General features: G+C 55.7%; 11 protein-coding genes. 2 read left to right on the top strand and 9 right to left on the bottom strand.

Annotated elements, in window-relative coordinates:
- Positions 1 to 76: 76 nt before the first annotated feature.
- Positions 77 to 871 (bottom strand): hypothetical protein, encoded by a 795-nt coding sequence (locus MKY12_RS33450; protein ID WP_339312357.1) that lies wholly within the window; start codon positions 869 to 871, stop codon positions 77 to 79.
- A gap of 573 nt (positions 872 to 1444) precedes the next feature.
- Between MKY12_RS33450 and hflX the strand changes: the two genes are divergently transcribed.
- Both hflX and MKY12_RS33440 read left to right on the top strand, forming a co-directional pair.
- Complete coding sequence (gene hflX / locus MKY12_RS33445; protein ID WP_339312356.1) at positions 1445 to 2716, top strand: GTPase HflX; 1272 nt, start codon at positions 1445 to 1447, stop codon at positions 2714 to 2716.
- A 227-nt stretch (positions 2717 to 2943) separates the two neighbouring features.
- Complete coding sequence (locus MKY12_RS33440) at positions 2944 to 4443, top strand: dienelactone hydrolase (RefSeq protein ID WP_339312355.1); 1500 nt, start codon at positions 2944 to 2946, stop codon at positions 4441 to 4443.
- Positions 4444 to 4612: 169 nt separating this feature from the next.
- Here the strand turns inward: MKY12_RS33440 and MKY12_RS33435 are convergent, their stop codons facing one another.
- The 8 genes from MKY12_RS33435 to MKY12_RS33400 form a co-directional block, all read right to left on the bottom strand.
- Complete coding sequence (locus MKY12_RS33435) at positions 4613 to 5089, bottom strand: hypothetical protein (protein WP_339312354.1); 477 nt, start codon at positions 5087 to 5089, stop codon at positions 4613 to 4615.
- Positions 5090 to 5145: 56 nt separating this feature from the next.
- Positions 5146 to 7224: a hypothetical protein gene (locus tag MKY12_RS33430; protein ID WP_339312352.1), complete on the bottom strand. Its 2079-nt coding sequence runs from the start codon at positions 7222 to 7224 to the stop codon at positions 5146 to 5148.
- Entirely contained in the window at positions 7221 to 8606 is a 1386-nt protein-coding gene (locus MKY12_RS33425; protein WP_339312351.1) for a glycoside hydrolase family 88 protein, read from the bottom strand. Before MKY12_RS33425 ends, MKY12_RS33430 begins: the two co-directional genes overlap by 4 nt.
- A gap of 35 nt (positions 8607 to 8641) precedes the next feature.
- Positions 8642 to 10333 (bottom strand): glycoside hydrolase family 3 N-terminal domain-containing protein, encoded by a 1692-nt coding sequence (locus MKY12_RS33420; protein ID WP_339312350.1) that lies wholly within the window; start codon positions 10331 to 10333, stop codon positions 8642 to 8644.
- A 135-nt stretch (positions 10334 to 10468) separates the two neighbouring features.
- Entirely contained in the window at positions 10469 to 13999 is a 3531-nt protein-coding gene (locus tag MKY12_RS33415) for a carbohydrate-binding domain-containing protein (protein WP_339312349.1), read from the bottom strand.
- A 133-nt stretch (positions 14000 to 14132) separates the two neighbouring features.
- Positions 14133 to 15686, bottom strand: coding sequence for an ABC transporter substrate-binding protein (locus tag MKY12_RS33410; RefSeq protein WP_339312347.1), 1554 nt, complete (start codon positions 15684 to 15686; stop codon positions 14133 to 14135).
- A gap of 53 nt (positions 15687 to 15739) precedes the next feature.
- Positions 15740 to 16633 carry a carbohydrate ABC transporter permease gene (locus MKY12_RS33405; protein ID WP_076077305.1) on the bottom strand — a complete coding sequence of 298 codons (894 nt, stop codon included), beginning with the start codon at positions 16631 to 16633 and terminating at the stop codon, positions 15740 to 15742.
- Positions 16634 to 16679: 46 nt separating this feature from the next.
- Positions 16680 to 17669 (bottom strand): ABC transporter permease subunit, encoded by a 990-nt coding sequence (locus MKY12_RS33400; RefSeq protein WP_339312346.1) that lies wholly within the window; start codon positions 17667 to 17669, stop codon positions 16680 to 16682.
- Positions 17670 to 17912 lie beyond the last annotated feature (243 nt).

Here is a 17912-nt window from a genome sequence, read left to right as displayed (position 1 = left end):
CAGTCTGGCATGAGTCTGTCATCGGTCTATTACCTGTCAGCCAGCGTGGCATTACTGGACCTTCACCCTTCGGCCTTCACCATTGCTCGGACATTCTGAAGGTAGCCGCCACATTGTCCTCACCGGCAAGCGAGCTGACCACCAGCGTGACCGGCACTTGCTGAAGATCGTAGGCGAGCCGCTGATTCAGCAGATTCACCGCCACATTCTGGTAGGCTCCGGATATGCCGGAGCCGATGCCTTGAGTCAGCACCCGTCCGCCGGTGACTGTTGTACAGGTATAGTTCACCAGCAGCGCTGTTTCAGTGACTGGAATAGCCGTAGTCGGCGTAGGGTAATTCACAAAAGCTCCATTCACGGTCCCCCCGGCTATCACCTTATAGCGGATAGGGGTAGAGGCCAGAATCTCCAGCCCGTCTGGAACGATCTCGGCGGCCACTGCTTCAGGAACCGCGATCGTAGTGCTTCTGCGGAAGCTGATGGCTGCGGTGTCGCTGCTCGTTACGGGGATATTGTTACGAAACTCTGAGGTAATCCGGCTAAGCGCCACGGGCTGCAGGGTAACGGGACTCCAGAGCCCGCTGCTGTCCACAAGGAAGATCCGCACCCGTACCTGCTCCTGGGAGTAGGAGATATTGAATTGGAAAAAATTCTGCGTAATATTATACGTTTTGGTCACAACCTCCCGATAGTTCGACTCGAACAACTCCTGCGCGAACAGCGTGGAGGGACTTACATCGTTGTTGTAACCAGTCAAATAGACCGATCCCTGGGCCATCCCATTGTTTACTACCTTCACTACTGCCTGACTGATGAGTCCTGCTCCCGGGGTAGGGTTCTTTGTTAACATATTGGTTGTCAGTATAGGCATAGTTATCACCCTCCGTTAGAGCTGTATTCAATAGGATATGCAGATATAATTGGAAGTTTCTGGTCGATTGACAGACCATGGCAGTTGTCAATTCACAGACACTGTGCTAAAATCAATGTAACTTTTTTAGAACGGAGGGTTGCGTGTGATAGACTATATCCGGATTCGCACTTTGCGCGGCTAATTATTTTCCCATAGCGCGAAAGCTCTGCCTTGTGCAGAGGACTCAGGATAAGTCTGTCCATAACACGTAACCCATAGCATACACCTGTTAATCCGCAACCCGTACACTGATTCCCGGAACCGGTACCCTGTGCCCAATAAGGCCTGTATCCGCTCCGCCAGATTCTGTGTTTACCGGGAGGATTAGCTCTATATCTTTTTAAGTTGCCGGGGCCCTCGCCCTTGCCGCTTGAACCTTCATGGTGTCTATGGCAAGCATGGCCGTATAGCTGCTCCCGCGCAGCGGGCTATACCAGACTTTATTCTGTTGTTCCTCCAACTACTGTTAGCACAGGCAGACTGCCTGTGCTTTTTTGATGCTCAAATTACACTATGGAGGTTGATCTATATATGGAACCCATACTACAGAAAGCCGTTATCGTCGGCATGCAGCTGCAGAACGACACGAACTTCGCTTATTCGATGGAGGAGCTGCGCAATCTGGCAGCCGCCTGCGAGATTGAGGTCGTGGCTGAGCTTAGCCAGAAATCCAGCCGGGTGAACCCCTCGCATTACATCGGGACCGGCAAAATCCAGGAGCTTGCGCTGCTGATGGAGCAGCATGAAGCACCGATCGTTATTTTCAACGATGAGCTGTCCCCCTCCCAGATCCGCAATCTGGAGTCCTCCCTGGACCGCCAGGTTATTGACCGGACCATTCTGATTCTGAATATCTTCGCCTCGCGGGCGAAGACCAAGGAGGCTCAGCTGCAGGTAGAGGTCGCACAGCTGCAATATATGCTTCCCCGCCTGAGCGGCCTGCGCGAATCTCTCGGCAGACAGGGCGGCGGGGCCGGCTTGAAGAACCGGGGAGCTGGGGAAACGAAGCTGGAGCTGGACCGCAGACGGATTGAAGAGCGGATCTCGGCGCTTCAGTTAGAGCTGCAGACGCAGGTCGCAAGGCGTCAGATCCAGCGTAAGCAGCGGCATAAGAATGAGGTGCCTGTGGTCTGTCTGGTCGGCTACACCAACACCGGCAAGTCCAGTTTAATGAACACACTGGTGGAGACCTATCATCCCGGTTCGGGCAAAGGCGTGCTCGCCAAGGATATGCTGTTTGCGACGCTTGAGACCTCAGTGCGCAGCATTGTGCTGCCCGATCACAAGACCTTCCTGTTAACCGACACCGTAGGCTTCGTCAGCCAGTTGCCTCATCATCTGGTGAAGGCGTTCCGCTCGACCTTGGAGGAGGTTACGGAAGCCGATCTGCTGATTCATGTCGTCGATATTGCCGATCCGCAGCATGAGCAGCATATGGCGGTAACGAATGAGACCTTGAAGGCGCTGGGCGCTGACGGAATCCCTACCCTGTACGCCTACAACAAGGCTGATCTGAGGGAGGACCCTTACCCGCAGGTGGAGGAGAACTCTGTAACCCTGTCTGCTAAGAAAAACCGCGGGATCGCCGAGCTGGTCACTCTGATCCGCAGCCGCATCTTCACCGACTATGTACAGTGTGAGATCCTGGTCCCCTTCGACCGGGGCAGCATTGTCTCCTATTTCAACGAACATGCCGATGTGCAGTCCGTCAGCTACGAAGAGCAGGGCACACGCCTGAAGCTGGAATGCCGGACCGCCGATTACGAGCGGTTCAGAGATGATTTTGTAGAGCTGCCACAATAAAATCGCTGAAAGTCACAGGAGCTGGTCCCCGCATTACGGGGCCAGCTCCTTGTGCTATGTTCCTGAGCGGGGACCTGAATACGATACAACCAAACCGCTGGGCATACCAGTGGTTTTTTGTCGTTTATAGCAACATACAGGGGATTGATATATTTTAGCGGGCAACACCGTCTTTATATTGAGCAGATAAGAAACCAAAATGAACATTAGTCAAAAGGAGATTGAACATGAGATTATTCGAAATGTTGCTTTTTTTCTCGGATATTATTGTGCTTGTATTAACACTCTTGCTGCATAAGGACCGCCGGATCATACCCTTACTCATCGCAAGCGGGACCGCTACACTTATTATGTTCATTTATTGGGCGGCAGAAGGCTACCGGATTCAGCTATTGCTGCTGTACGGCGTAACGATGATGTTGTTGGCTGTTTCAATGTATCATTATGTTAAAAAGAACGCTCTGCCCCGAATCCCGCGCTTCCTCCGGGGCTTAGCGTATACGGCGATAGTGATGATGCTTGTTGCAACGGCGGGACTTATGTATGTTTTCCCTGTATTCAAGCTGCCTGCACCGGCAGGTGCGTTCAAGGTCGGCACACAAGCTTTTCATTTTGTAGATACAGCCCGGAAAGAGAGCTTCGACAGCACTGGAGGGCGGAGCAGGGAATTGATGGTACAGGTGTGGTATCCGGCTGAAACCAGTACCGGCGGTGCGTATGCTCCTTGGATTTCAAGTCCGGGCATCTTAAGCTATATGGCTGAGCAATACGGTCTTCCGGGGTTTACTTTTCAATATCTGAAGTTTGTGGCCAGTCACGCTTATCCGGGGGCAGAGATCGCTTCGGCAAGTAACCAGTATCCGTTAATTATTGTGAATCCGGGCAATGGCTCTTCCCGGTTCCTTCATACGACTCAGGCTGAAGAGCTTGCGAGTCATGGATATATTGTAGCTGCGATAGACCACACGTATAATACATTTGCTACTGAATTCCCGGATGGACGGGTCGTGGCCAATACTACCGATCAGCTATTTTCATCCCAGAATGATTACATGACCGAAAGCCAAACCCGCGATATGCTGGGCAAAGTTCTCACTGAGGATGTGTCATTTGTATTAGATCAGTTCGAGCTTCTCCAATCCGGGCAGACCGCAAGCCGTTTCAAAGGGAAAATGGATCTGGCCCATGTAGGCATATTCGGCCATTCGATCGGCGGGGCTACCGCCTATGATGCTTCGTATGATCCGCGCATTACGGCTGGAATAGATCTGGATGGAGGACTGTATCGGCTGCAAGACCGGGGCCGCCTGCACAAACCATTTATGTTCATGAATTCGGAAAGCAATTCCAAGTCGTTCCAGAGGGTGATGCAGAATAAGGTCTATACCGATGCAGAGCTTAAAGAGATGGGTTCGACTAGGGAATGGGAGAATCAAACGGCCCAAGCCAAGAAGTTAGAGCTTCAACGGATGCGGGAAGCCATAGAAGCAGGAGGGCAAGTGCTCTACATTGACAATACAGAGCATTTGAACTTTACGAATGCACAGTTTATTTCTCCGATCTTTCAGATACTTGGTGCTATCGGACAACTTGCGCCCGAAAGAGCCGATGCCATCACGAATGCATATATACTGGACTTTTTTAATAAATATTTGAAAAAGGAAGGCGGTAAGTTGTTAAACGAGCCGGACCCCCGTTTTCCTGAGGTGAAGTTCGCAGACCTATGACAGAGCGGTGACCGTACAGGCTGTAGAGATGCCGGAGCGGAAATCAGCAGTACCATCGCTTTGTCCGTTATCCGCTCCGCATCTGCAAGGAATTATTGTTTATTGCTCTCATTTTCATAATGGACTGCCCACCCTGCGCATTGTGGTCGGTTTTTCGATTACATTGGGCCTACGTGGCGCGCCCAGTCCAAATTGTGGTCGGTTTTTCGATTACATTGGGCCTACGTGGCGCGCCCGGTCCAATTATGGTCGGTTTTTCGATTACATTCGGCCTACGTGGCGCGCCCGGTCCAATTGTGGTCGGTTTTTCGATTACATTGGGCCTACGTGGCGCGCCCGGTCCAATTGTGGTCGGTTTTTCGATTACATTGGGTCTGCGTGGCGCTCCCAGTCCAATTGTGGTCGGTTTTTCGATTACATTTGGCTTACGTGGCGCTCCCAGTCCAATTGTGGTCGGTTTTTCGATTACATTGGGTCTACATGGCGCTCCCAGTCCAATTGTGGTTGGTTTTTCGATTACATTGGGCCTACGTGGCGCGCCCGGTCCAATTATGGTCGGTTTTTCGATTACATTGGGCCTACGTGGCGCGCCCGGTCCAATTGTGGTCGGTTTTTCGATTACATTTGGCTTACGTGGCGCACCCACCAGTCCAATTGTGGTCGGTTTTTCGATTACATTCAGCCTTTGACCGTTGTTATCAGCTACTCTCCCGGAGCCGGCCGCAGATTAAGTACGAACCCGCCTTTCATGCTTTTTACGATTTTTACGATTTTCGCCCCCCCATCTCCCTCCTCAGCATTCACTTCATTCGCTTCATTCCATTCGTTGACTTTATTCGCTCCCGCCGCCTTCCCTCCTGCAACTCCCTGCGCTCTGCCCCCTTCGTGCTCGCTTCCACTGCTTACCCGCAGCCCGCCCTCATCCGTCAGCTCCAGAAGCGGGGCAGAGTTCAATCTCCCCTCCTCCCCAGCCGCCAGAGAGAACACCAGCGCAGCCTGCTGCATGGAGGTGAAGTCCAGCATCCTGCGCGGACCGGCGTAGAGAATCATATCGATATTCATCCGGCCGTCTGCCTTATGAAGTTCCCACACCAATCGGTTGCCTGCATCCGCTTGCCCGCTGAATGCCGCGAACCAGGTTGTCAGGCCAAACTCCGTCCCTGCAATGGTGATAACCGTACCTTCTTCTGTTAATGCGGCTGTAACTCCCTCCAGAGCGCCGCCAACCTCCAGCCGCAGCCGCAGGTCCAAAGCCTCAATCACACCGCCGGTCCGGTCCAGATTCGGATGGGTATCCCCGCCATCTGTCATGAAATCGATCCCGAACAGCACACGGCCTGCTTCCTGCAGCGATTGGAAGCGTGCGGAGCAGTAATCATAGCCGTCATGCAGGCAGCGGAGCCGGAGATATGAGGGCTGTCCGTTATTATTGGCATAGATCAGCAGCGGCCGTCTTTGGTTCCACAGATCACTATGGGTGAAGGAGCCCATGCTCCACTGCGGAGTCATATAAGTGACCGCCCACTTGCCGTCATACCCCTGATTGTGATTTTGCACCTGACCCTGACCTTGCTCCTGATCCCGATCTTGCACCTGACCCTGATCCCGACCTTGCACCTGACCCTGACCTTGCACCTGATCCCGACCTTGCTCCCGATTCCGCTCCTGATCCCATTCCTGATCCCATTCTTGATCCCGCCCTTGTTCCTGGCCCAACTCCCGCTTCCGCCCTTTCCCTGTCCCCTGCTCCTGCCCTTTCTCCTCCCCTTCCAAGCGTTGCCTTATCTCCTTCGTCTCAGGAACCTTGAAGCCCTTCAGATAGGCAGGGGGACAATGGATGCCGCTCATATACCATTCCTCTTCGTAGGGCAGCTCCTCCCATGGGAAGAACATCACGGCTCCTCCTGTCGCCAGTTGCAGAAACGCCTTGCTCTGGTCCTCCAGCAACACTCCGTAACAGCGGGAATGCGGGCCGGACCACTGGGCCGTGGCGGGGTGATAATACCCGGCCACGGTCCTCCAGGTCAGCTCTAGCAGCTCTCTGGTCCATGCCTTAACCCTGCTGTCCGAGGTCTCGGACTGAAGCTTCGACAGCTCCAGAATGGCAATGTAGGTGTAGACCGGGCTGTTATATTCCTGAAAAGCCCCATGCTTCAGGGTATGAGCATGCAGCCTCCTGAGCCGCTCCAGCCCATAGTCCGCATAATCCTTACGCCCCAGCTTCTCCCCGGCAATTCTGGTCACGAACGCGCCAATAATCGCAATATTGGTATAATCCGGTCCGACATTGCGCCGGATAATGGCTTCGCAGGCACACTCTATGGACAAGACGGCTGCTTCCCGCAGATCGTGCGGGAAACGGTGGCCGTGGCGCGAAAGGGCCTGCACCAGTCGGCTGCCGCAGAAGTCCGCCCAATTCCAGTCCGGCGGAGCCATCTGGTCCAGCGGCTCCTCATAGAACCAGGACCAGATGCCGAAGGTATCATGCGCCGGGTCCGTATCCTGCAAGGAGATGACCTGCCGGATAATATCGAATGCCCGCTCTTCATAACAGGCCAGCTCCGTGTCGAGCAGTCCAAGCGCATAGCTGAGCGAGTCTCTGGTGGAGTGGATGAACTCCGCCTGCTTCAGCGTCGTATGATACCCCGGGCTGCTGAACGGGGAGCGCAGCATGCAAATGTCCGAGTCATAGCGGGATTCCAGTCCGGTCACCTTATGAATCAGCCGTTGCCGCTGATCCAGGCCTCCACCCGCAGCTTCTGCGTTATCCTTCACCGTCATCCCCCTGCCTCCCCTTCAACATTTAATGAACCTATCCCCTCGGATTGCTCCTGACGTCGCTGACCCCCTTGACGCTCTGGATGTTCTTCACGCCCTTGGTCCTCTTGTCCTCCCTGACGCTCCTCATGCTCTTCACGCCCTTGGTCCTCTTGTCCTCCCTGACGCTCCTCATGTTCTTCATGCCCTTGGTCCTCTTGTCGTCCCTGGCGCTCCTCATGTTCTTCACGCCCCTGGTCCTCTTGTCGTCCCTGGTGCTCCTGGCGCTCCTCATGCTCTTGCCTCTCAAGCCGATGCTTCATTTCCCCCAGATCCAATGCCTCTGTCAGCAGTTGCATCACCAGCCCTTGCCCATACAGTGCCGGATATCTCTCAATGGTGTTATAGGCCGCTATCGACGGCATGACCGGAGTGCCTCCCGAGACCCCCTGCACCTCACCGTCTTCGCGGATGAGCGGAAGAATCCCCGCAAGTGCCGCCTCCGCCCTCTCCAGATAGGCATCCTCCAGCAGTCCGCTCTTCACCGCCTTCAGGAAGCCGCAGGCAATACCGGCGCTGGCCGAGGTCTCCTCGTAATAATCCGGCCGGTCGAGCACCGTATGCCACAAGCCGCCGGCCCCCTGCGCCTGCCGCAGGGCAGAAGCAAGCCTGCGGTAGCGGCTGTACAGCTCCTGTGGAATAGCAGTCAGGCTTGCGGTCCCGGCCACAATCTCCGGGACCGCAAGTGCCACCCATGCATTGGCCCGGGCCCAGCGGGCTGCTGACATATGGCTGCCTGCCCGGCTGTTCCAGCCATGGAATAGCAGCCCCGTCGCCGGGTCCTGGAGCAGACGAAGGTGCAGTAGGGTCTGGTGCATGGCGGCGGCAGCAAGCTCCTGGTCGCCGGTCAGACCGGCAAGCCGGGCCAGGAACAGCACGGCCATATACACCGTATCGGCCCATACCTGTTCCGGGAATTCCACCGCCTCTGTCACGGTATGCTCCAGCGCGCCTTCCCGGGTCCGGGGGGCAGTATCCAGCATCCATGCGGCAACCTCCTGCGCCCGGCTGAGAAACCACGGGTCCCCGGTCAGCCGGTACAGCTCAGGAAAGACCGCGTAGGGAGCCAGGGAATTGATAACCCTAACCCCCTCGGCCTTCTGCTTATTCCGGTTCACCCAATGCAGCAGGTAATCCGTCACCTCATCCTGATCAGTCCCTGTGCCATATTCAAGCATAGAGATGACCCCGACACCGGGCACCCAGTCCCAGTGGTTAATATCCATTCCCCAATTCTCTTGATGCCGTTCAAGACGCATATATTCAAAGATCTGGCGCAGCTTCGCCTCCAGTTCCCGCTGCCTGCCCGCTGCCCGTTTTGCCTCTGATTCCCGCTTCGCACTCAAGATGTCTGAAGCCTCCCCGAACCGTAATCGCCCTCTCAAATCTCCGCTTTCACCGGGGAGCTTCCCTGAAACGGAATCTCTCCGAACAGCGCCTTAACCGTCAGCTCTACTGTATCTTCATGCAAAGAATACGCATTCACCAGGGTATCTAAGAAGGGAATGTCCTGCAGCAGATATGGCGTAGCGAACGAAATACCGATCGGCTGGACTGTCTCCGCATGCTGCATGGCCCAGATGGCCTTGGCCGCTTCACCCACCGGACGGGCGGTATTCATCATTCCGTGCAGCGGAAGGAAATAAGGGGCGAAGGCGGCATCCCAGCGGACCCCGGACAGCTCCCATTGCCGCAGTGTCGTCAGCGGCTCGAATTCATCCAGAATATCGACCGCAAGTCCTCTAGCCTTAAGCTGCTCCACAAAAAGATTCATCCGCTCATATCTGCGCCCCTCCGTCACCTTGTTCAGCATGATGACCAGCACCCGCCGGACCTCCTGCGGATTCAGCGGCAGCTGGCCGGTGCGGTTGCGGACGAGGGTAATGCAGCGCCCGGCCAGCTCGCGGCTGAATTGTCTGACCTGCCGGTCCAGCCCGGGCAGCAGCTTATCGTCCAGCAGCGGCAGCGCCCTACCATCCGCTCCCCCGGCACGGGCAGCATGCACGCCAAGCCGCGCCTTCAGCTCCAGAATCCGCCGGACGCTGGCCTTCAGCCGTTCCCGGCTGACGCGTCCGTCCTCCACCGCCTGCTCCATCACCGCGAAGTACCGCACCCCCGGCCAGAGCAGCACATCCGTACCGCAATTGAAGCAGTCTATGATGCGCTGCGTGTAGTCTCCCCAGGATAAAAATCCGCCCATATCGAGCGCATCTGACAGCACCACTCCATCGAAGCCCAGCCGCTCCCGCAGCAATCCTGTGGTAATCCGCTCCGAGACGGTTGCCGGAATCGGCTTCGATCCAGCGCCGCCTGCCCCGTCTTCGATCCAGGGAAGGGCAATATGTCCGGTCATATAGGACATGACCCCCTGGCTGATCATCTCCCCGGCCACCTGTCCGTAAGTGGCGAACCACTCCTCCTCGGACAGACTATTAATAGTGGTAATGATATGCTGATCCCTGTAATCGACCCCGTCACCGGGAAAATGCTTGGCGCAGGCCGCAAGGCCGTGCTCCTGCATTCCCCGCATGACAGCGGCGGCCAGACGCGCCGCCCGCCCGGCCTCATCGCCGAGACAACGGGTCGTAATAACGGGATTCATCCAGTTCAGCAGCAGGTCGGTGCCCGGGGCCAGCGCCCAGGTGAACCCGGCTGCCCGCCCTTCCAGCGCGGTATATTTGCCGTATTCGTAAGCCAGGTCTTCATCGTCGGCGGCGGCAAGCGCAAGGAGCGGCGGGAAGGCCGTGAGACTTCTCACGGCCGAGCCTGCCCCGAATTCCAGATCACCGGAGAACAGCAGCGGGAACCTGCTGATGCCCTGCAGCATCCCCGCCCAGTCCCGGTAATCCTCCGCTTTGCCTGCGGCCTTCTGAATAACCTCCCCGCCGATGAAGAAGCTGCCCACCGGATACTGCTCCAGATACCTGCGGAGACCCGCTTCATCATCTCCCTTGAACGGCAGTCTGCCTGCATGGTCTTGCATCGTCTGCCCAATCAGCTCGCGGAGGCTCATCGCTTCAAGCGTAGCCTCCACCCACTCCTGTTCTTCCTTGCTTAACGGCTTCTGCATCATTCCTACTCCTCCCGGCAGGTTCTCTTCCAGTCCAGTGTACCGGATCGCGAAGCTGCTCTACATACAGCCAGCTATAATATAAGTTCAATATTCTACAAATTGCCTGCGTGGAATGCCCGGCGGCTGATTAGTCCGTCAGGGCAGGCTGATCTGCAGCGTCTGCCCCCGCTTGTTATTCTCCTTGTTCATCTCCGCATAACGCCAGATATCATTCACAAAAAAGCTGACCGTAAACTCGCCGATCGTCGGCACCGTCCACCGGGGGGTTCCCTGCGCACTGGCATTAGCCGTCAAGGTAATCTCCTCACCCGGCTGAATCACACTGGTATTCGTGTCCGTCCACGAGACCACCCCGCCGTTGACCGAGAAGGCGCCGCCGGTAATCTGTCCGAGTCCGGTCGAGGCATTCAGCGGTGTGGGGCGGACGCCGATGTTCTTCACTTTGGCCCAGAAGATCAGGGAGTCGCCCAGCTGCGGTGTGCTGTGCGCGGAAGGGCTGCCGTCGCTGTTCACAATATGCCAGCCGATATCCGTCACCGTCAGATCCGGTCCCGGTACGGGCAACACAGACTCGTAGCTCTCGTACTCCAGCCCGCTGACCATCACCTTTCCGCCGTTGCCTGCAATCTCGATCCGGTGCAGCCCATATGCTAGGCCTGTCAGCTCGTAGACGATTTTATGATCACCCTCCAGCCCTGCCTGCGGAATGACTATAGTCTCCTTATACTCGCCATCGACGTAGACATCTGCACTGCCCATATCGCTCTTGATGTCCGATCTCCAGCGGACACCGATGCCATTGAAGCTGAAGGCAGCCGTTGCATCCTCCTCATAGGTCACATGGGAGACTCCATTGGGCGCAGGGGTGAATCCGGCATAGTCAATGTAAGGATGATCATGTGCGGCTGGATACCAGTGGGAGAGCGGAACATACAACCCTTCCTCCAGCTTGAAATAATCGAGATTTGCCCCCTTCCCGGCGGAGGTAAAGCTGATCATGTTATAGCCCGGCTGGAGGGTAATCCCATACTGCCGTGCGGTGAGATTCGCGGTCCAGCTTCCCGTAGATGGCAGGGTTACTGTGGACTGCTTCACGCCGTTCACGAGGATGTTTTTCTTCGATTCCTCATTGGAAGCGTATACAATTGTTAGAGTATAGCTGCCTCCGTTCACGGAATGGAAGCCTTGGATCGTTAAGCCTCCGCTATGCGTCTGCTCCACGACCTTGCCGCCCGAGGCGCTGCTGTTATTGCCGGTCTTCAGCGGCAGGGCAAAGGCGGTAGCTTCGGCCTCGAACTTGGCCGGATCTCCTGCGGCATGCGGTGTAATCGGCATGACCGGTGTAGTCGCTGATACGGCTGTGCTAAGAGGCGATACATTGCCGGAGTCATCCACGGCCTGCACCGTGTAGCTGTAAGTGGTCTGGGGCGCTACGGTATAGTCACTCCAGAAGGTCAGCCGTCCCGGAATATTGATCACCGGAGCCGCTCCGCCGTCACGGTAGACGTTATAGCTGACGACAGTAGCGTTGTCTGTGGAAGCCGTCCAGGTCAGCCGGATTTGCTCATGGCTTACGGCTGCTGCTGATGGACTTCCCGGTGCGGATGGCGCGGCGGTCTCCTGCTCATCCAGAATATACTGGACCGTCTCCCCCGCATCCAGCGCAACTGTAAGTGTAATGTACGGATCTGCCGCAAGCTCCACCCGGGAGTAGGCAGCGGCGTACGTCTCCCCTGGACCGAACCGTTCCCCGGCATACGCTCCGCTGGACGGCATCTTAACCTTCACCTGCATCGTCACCGGCGACGTCTCAAAGTTGACGAAGTTCAGCAGGATTTTATCGGACGAAGCTCCGATGGCTGTAGTGCCCAGCGCTGAGGTATCCACTGCGCGGAAATACGCCTTCAGCCCGGTCAGTTCGGCTGCATTCAGCACCTCGTAGTCCAGCGGACTTCCATGGGTGGCGTAAGCGGCAGCCAGTCTGCGGAACGTCTTCAGCCGGGTCTCCCCGGATTCATTTATATTAGCCGGTACCGCCGCTGTATCCTCATAGCGGTGTGTGTTCCAGTTGATCGCTGAATCGAACAGGCCAAACTCCGTCCCGTCATTGAAGAAGGCGGCATGCTGCATAATATGGTCGGCATACCCGATATTCCCCCGCAGCTCCCGGTCAAAAGCAGAAGCAAACCTGTAAGCATACGTCCCGTATTTCGTATTGTCGGAATGATTGTCGTTGCTGCCGGTCTCGCTCATGGCCATCTCTTTGCCGAAGCCTTCCTCTGAAGCACTATACACCCGCAGATTCTCATACAGGCTTCCGCCCGGCAACGGCTGGACGCCGGTCCCACCATAGCTGTGTCCGTTGGTCACATCCGACAGCGCTTCAATCGGCGCACGCTGGGCAGCATCCCGTTCCCAGCCGTCAGGGGTGCCGTTATACGGCCAGTAGGCCCAGCCGGGAGCAACAATTTTCAAGTAAGGCTGGCTGTTCGTCTGCCTCTCCTCGTCCATCATTTCATGAAGCGCCAGCACCGCCTTCTGTGCCCAGCCGAACAATCCCGGCTCATTGCCCGTCTCAGCATACTGGTACAGATCCCCGAATTTGCTGACAAAGCCGCTGTAGTAGCTCCTCAGCGCAGAGCTGATCGTCCCTGCCGCCAGCTCGCTGTTAGTCTTCCAGTTGCCGCCGATGATATTAACCATGGGCGCAAGATTGAGGTCGCGCAGCGTCTCCAGGTACTTGCGGCCCTGCGGGTCCCAGCCTGCGCTGGTATCGGACCAGAAGGAGGTACGCATCCAGTTGCCGCTGTAGGCAATGCCCAGCCACTTGGCCATCGGGGCCAGATGGCGGATCGCATGCTCGTCGTAGCGGAAGGTCGAGGCAGCTATCGTGCTTCCCAGGTGGACATACCTGCCATGGATAGGCTCTGTGGCCCGCTCTTCCAGCGCCGCCAGCCTGAGATAATCCCATTCGAACCACAGATACTTGTCACCGTCATATCCTGGCGACTGCGGATCAGCGTATAGCCCGCGGTCCACGGTCAGCTTCAGCTCGTTGCTGCCGGTCTTCAGCTGTTCTGAGGGAATGTAGAGTCTATAGGTTTCTTTCCATGTGTTCGTAAGGGGGGTCTCTCCGTCGTTCAGCCCGGTAATCTGGATCAGCCCGCTGAAGCTGCCATTGGTGAATACGGCCAGCTGCGGAATTGCGGTGCTTGCATCCAGTACCTTGAAGCTGAACTCCACACCATAGAGGGGGACTTCCGTAAGATTGAAGCTTAGCTCCATCGCCGCATTGCGGTCCAGCTTCATGCCGCGGGAGATCATATTCCAGTTCAGGGGATTGACGGGGAGGGTAATATTCTCACTGTACACATCCTGATACACTGTAAATTCTGCGGAGCTGTTATCCTGCTCGCCCACCTGCCAGAGCAGCGGAGACGGCTGGTAGGTATCCTCTGTGACTGTACTGGCTGCACTGAGTGTACTCTCATGTAACGGTTCAGCCGCAGACCCCGGAGGCGGGAACACCGCAGCGGATTCGCTGTCTTCAATAACCGCCTGTGCAGGCCGCATTTCGGCGGAGCTGATCTGTACTCCGGGCAATGAGGTGGACATCCATACCAGAGCTGCAATGAGCAATTTGCCTGTGATTCTCTGAATTCGCATAGTAACACCCTCTCTTGATCAGATAGGGGCTCCCCAAAGGCTGGATTAGCGAAAGAGAATACCCGGTACCTGCCGCAGGCGGCCGCTATGGCTGCTTGCGGCAGGGAACCGGGCGTGCTATGGCCTCTACTGCTTATTTGGCGGCCAGAAAAGCGTCGAGCTGACTCTGAATTTCCGTAATCACAGCGTCCAGGCCTGCGGCCTTCAGCTTGCTGTTCATCTCCTTCAGGACCGGCTCAGGGTCCTTTTCCCCGGAGAACAGGGTGTTCTTATACTGCTTCGTGATGTTGATCAGTGCCCCGATCTGCGACTGCACCTTGGTCGAATCGAAGACAAATCCGATCACCGGCGACACGGTGGCGTTCTTATTCCAGTCCGTATAGAGCTGCACGCGCTTCGGATCTTCATCCTTATTCAGGTAGTTCAGCAGCACGTTGCCGATCATCCAGGAGGATACGGAGTTGTAGCCGCTGTCCGCAATGAACTCCACGGTATTGTTCTCCAGCTTCTTGTAGTGCTTGCCCTCAATGCCGAAGGTCAGCAGGTTGTAGAGCACCGGATCGGTGTGAATCAGGTTCATGAACATCATGGCCCGCTCGGGGTTCTTCGAGGTTCTGGAGATGGCGAGCATGGAGCCCTGCAGACTCTTGGTGCTGACCTGAACAGGCAGCAGCGTCTTGATGATCATCGGCTTCTCGGCGAGCCGGGTCCAGTCATTGGTGGAGGTCGGATTCATGTTGCCGTAGACGAACCAGGCTTTGCCGCTTTTGACCGCATCCTTCAGCTCGGTCTTGTCTGTAGCTCCGTTCTTGTTGATATAGCCCGCTTCATACCAGCTGCGGATCAGCTTCAGACGCTGCGTCATGGCTGGCGTGTCGTATTCGTTGAACACCTTCATGGTCTTGTAATCAAGCAGGGTCGGGATATCATTGCTGCCGTCCAGATCCTCGCTGTCGGGATACGCGGTGAACCAGTGCAGACTGTCGGTATGGTTCATGAACAGCGGGGAGAGCGCCGGCTCCTTCTCCTTAATCGTCTTCAGCATCGGTTCAATATCCTCCAGCTTCTGGAGGCTGTTCACATCGAAGCCGTATTTATCCACAATCGCCTTGTCAAAAGCGAACCCGACCGACTGCCCCAGCTCCTTCTCGGTTGGAACCGCATACAAATGTCCGTTGACGGTGGCTGCCTGCAGGTATGCGGGATTAATCTGTGCCTTCGTCTCCTTGGCATAGGTGTCCAGCAGCTCCTCCAGCGGCAGATACGCCCCCTTCGCGGCGTTGGTCATGAAGTTCCAGGTATAGACCATGTCGAACACCTCGCCGGACTGGATCATCAGATTGACCTTGTCGGCCGGCTTATCCCAGCTTAGCTGGTTAATCTTGATTGTGGCATTGATTTTGTCCTTCAGATAAGCATTGATCTCCTGCTCTACGGACGCCACATCCTTATCCGGCCCGCCGGGCAGATACAGGGACAGCTCCACCGGCTCAAGCGCATCCGGCGCTTTGGTCCCGGGCGCTTCCGTTGCTGTAGCTTCCTTCGTTGCTGCCGGAGCTGTGGTACTCTCTCCCGTTTTCTCTGTAGGCGCAGCCGTATTGTTGTTATTGCCGGAGCATCCGGCCAGGGTGAACCCCGCCATAAGCACAAATGACAGCAGCAGACCTGTGACTTTTTTACCTGCCATACTTTTTCCTCCCCTTGATGGAACAAATATATGCTAATCGGTAGGTTCCGAGGTTAGCCTTTAATAGAGCCGAGCGTCAGTCCTTTGATAAAATACCGCTGGAAGAACGGATAGGCCAGCACAATCGGCCCGATGCCGATCAGCGCCATCGCCATACGGATCGTTTCCCCCGGCAATTTGGCCAGCTCGGTGGCCGAGCCTTGAATAAGTGCCCCGTTGCGGCTCAGGTAGTCTGCCTGGGAGATCATTTTGTACATGAGATATTGGAGGGAATAGAGGTCTGTGTCGGTAATGAAAATCATGCTGTTAAACCAGTCATTCCAGTAATGCAGCGTATTGAACAGCCCAATGGTCGCGAAGACCGGCAAAGACAGCGGGAAAACAATCCGGAAGAACGTCCTTAGCTCCCCTGCTCCGTCAATCGTAGAGGCTTCAATCAGCGCGGGCGGCACGCTCATCTGGAAGTACGTCTTCATAATCAGCACATTGAACGGGGACAGCAGCATCGGCACAACCAGCGCCCAGATGGAGTTCTTGAGGTCGAGCACCTGGGTGTAGACCATATACCACGGTACCAGCCCGCCGCCGAACAGCATGGTGAAAAAGATCAGGAAAGCGAACACCCCCCGGTACCGGAAATCCGCCCGCGAAATCGGATACGCATACAGGGAAGAGATGAACACGCTGACCAGCGTTCCAGTGATGGTGACGAAGAAGGAAATGCCGTACGCCCGCAGCACCACGCTGTAATCCTTGAATATATAGGCGTAAGCCTCCAGGCTGAGCTTCTCCGGAATGAATTGATAGCCATTGCGGACGATGTAATCGTAATCGGTAATGGAGATCATGAAGACCAGTACAATCGGCAGCAGGCAGGCCAGGGACAGGATGATAAAAATAATATGGAGGAGAACGTTAGTGAAGCGGGATATTTCGTTATTAGCCACGGATTTCCACTCCTTCTACAGGGTACGTGCGCTGCCAGACTTTTAGCTAGAAAACCGCCTGATCCTTGTCAACCTTACGCACGATCCAGTTCGAGCCGAGGACCAGGAAAAAGCCGACCACCGATTGGTATAATCCGGCCGCTGCGGACATCCCCAGGTTACCCATGTTAATCAGCGCGTTATAAACGTAGGTGTCGATGACCAGTGTAGTCGGGTACAGCGCCCCGGAGTTCAGTGTGGTCTGGTAGAACAGCCCGAAGTCGGAGCGGAAGATGCCCCCGATCGCCAGAATCGTTGTAATAATAATGACCGGCCGGATGAGCGGAATCGTGATATGCAGGATCTGCTTCCACTTGCTGGCGCCGTCGATCAGGGCTGCTTCATAGTACTCGTTGTCAATGCCGATGATGGCCGCCAGATAGATGACACAGCCATAGCCCACCCCTTTCCAGAGGTTAATTAGCGGCAGGATGAACGGCCAATACTTCGGCTCGGAATACCAGTTCAGCTCATCCAGCCCGAACAGGGCGAAGACTCCTTTATTGATGAAACCGTATTCAACATTTAGAAAAGCGAACACCAGATAGCTCACCACCACCATCGACAGGAAGTAGGGGAAGAACATGATGCTCTGATAGAATTTGGCGGCCAGCTTGTTCCTCAGCTCATTCAGGGCAACCGCGATGGATACGGCAAAGAGCAGATTAAGCACAATGAACACGAAGTTGTAGAGCACCGTATTGCGCGTGATAATCCAGGCATCCGAGGTGGCGAAGAGGAATTTGAAGTTATCCAGCCCCACCCACGGACTGCCTAGAATCCCGTCCACATAGTTGATATTCTTAAACGCAATCACAATTCCGAACATCGGCAGATAGTTGTTGATCAGCAAAAATACTACGCCCGGCAGCAGCATCAGCAGCAGCACCTTATGCTTCAGCAGATGCTTCAGCATCATGGGCTTCTTCTTCGTGCTCTTGCGTACCGGCAAGCTGCTGCCCGTACCCGCCACACTTCTCTTCCCTTGAGTAATCATTCCTTCCGCCTCCTGATCCCTTCAGCAGTCCCTCTCTCTTCCCTGACTTAAGTGTACCCGCAGGCGGCTCCATGCTAAATAAGGCCATCTATAATAAAAGTTCAAAATCCTACGGAGTTTCGGACGGCTGACTGCCGCCCGCTTCGGGCCAAGCCGAAACGGCGGTCACAAGGGATGGGACAGCGCGCCCCTTCTCGCTCTGGCATGAGGTGAACTAGTTGGATAAATGTATCTTAATTTGGA

Origin of the sequence: Paenibacillus sp. FSL M7-0896 (assembly GCF_037975415.1) — a bacterium.
Taxonomy (GTDB): Bacteria; Bacillota; Bacilli; order Paenibacillales; family Paenibacillaceae; genus Paenibacillus_AQ; species Paenibacillus_AQ silagei.
Note: the sequence above shows the minus strand (reverse complement) of the source record. Positions and strands in the feature narration are given on the sequence as shown.

What these genes read in the sequence shown, in the direction of transcription:
- MKY12_RS33450 (WP_339312357.1), bottom strand. Translation starts at nt 871, where the DNA reads ATGCCTATACTGACAACCAATATGTTAACAAAGAACCCTACCCCGGGA.
- hflX (WP_339312356.1), top strand. Translation starts at nt 1,445, where the DNA reads ATGGAACCCATACTACAGAAAGCCGTTATCGTCGGCATGCAGCTGCAG.
- MKY12_RS33440 (WP_339312355.1), top strand. Translation starts at nt 2,944, where the DNA reads ATGAGATTATTCGAAATGTTGCTTTTTTTCTCGGATATTATTGTGCTT.
- MKY12_RS33430 (WP_339312352.1), bottom strand. Translation starts at nt 7,224, where the DNA reads ATGACGGTGAAGGATAACGCAGAAGCTGCGGGTGGAGGCCTGGATCAG.
- MKY12_RS33420 (WP_339312350.1), bottom strand. Translation starts at nt 10,333, where the DNA reads ATGATGCAGAAGCCGTTAAGCAAGGAAGAACAGGAGTGGGTGGAGGCT.
- MKY12_RS33415 (WP_339312349.1), bottom strand. Translation starts at nt 13,999, where the DNA reads ATGCGAATTCAGAGAATCACAGGCAAATTGCTCATTGCAGCTCTGGTA.
- MKY12_RS33410 (WP_339312347.1), bottom strand. Translation starts at nt 15,686, where the DNA reads ATGGCAGGTAAAAAAGTCACAGGTCTGCTGCTGTCATTTGTGCTTATG.
- MKY12_RS33400 (WP_339312346.1), bottom strand. Translation starts at nt 17,669, where the DNA reads ATGATTACTCAAGGGAAGAGAAGTGTGGCGGGTACGGGCAGCAGCTTG.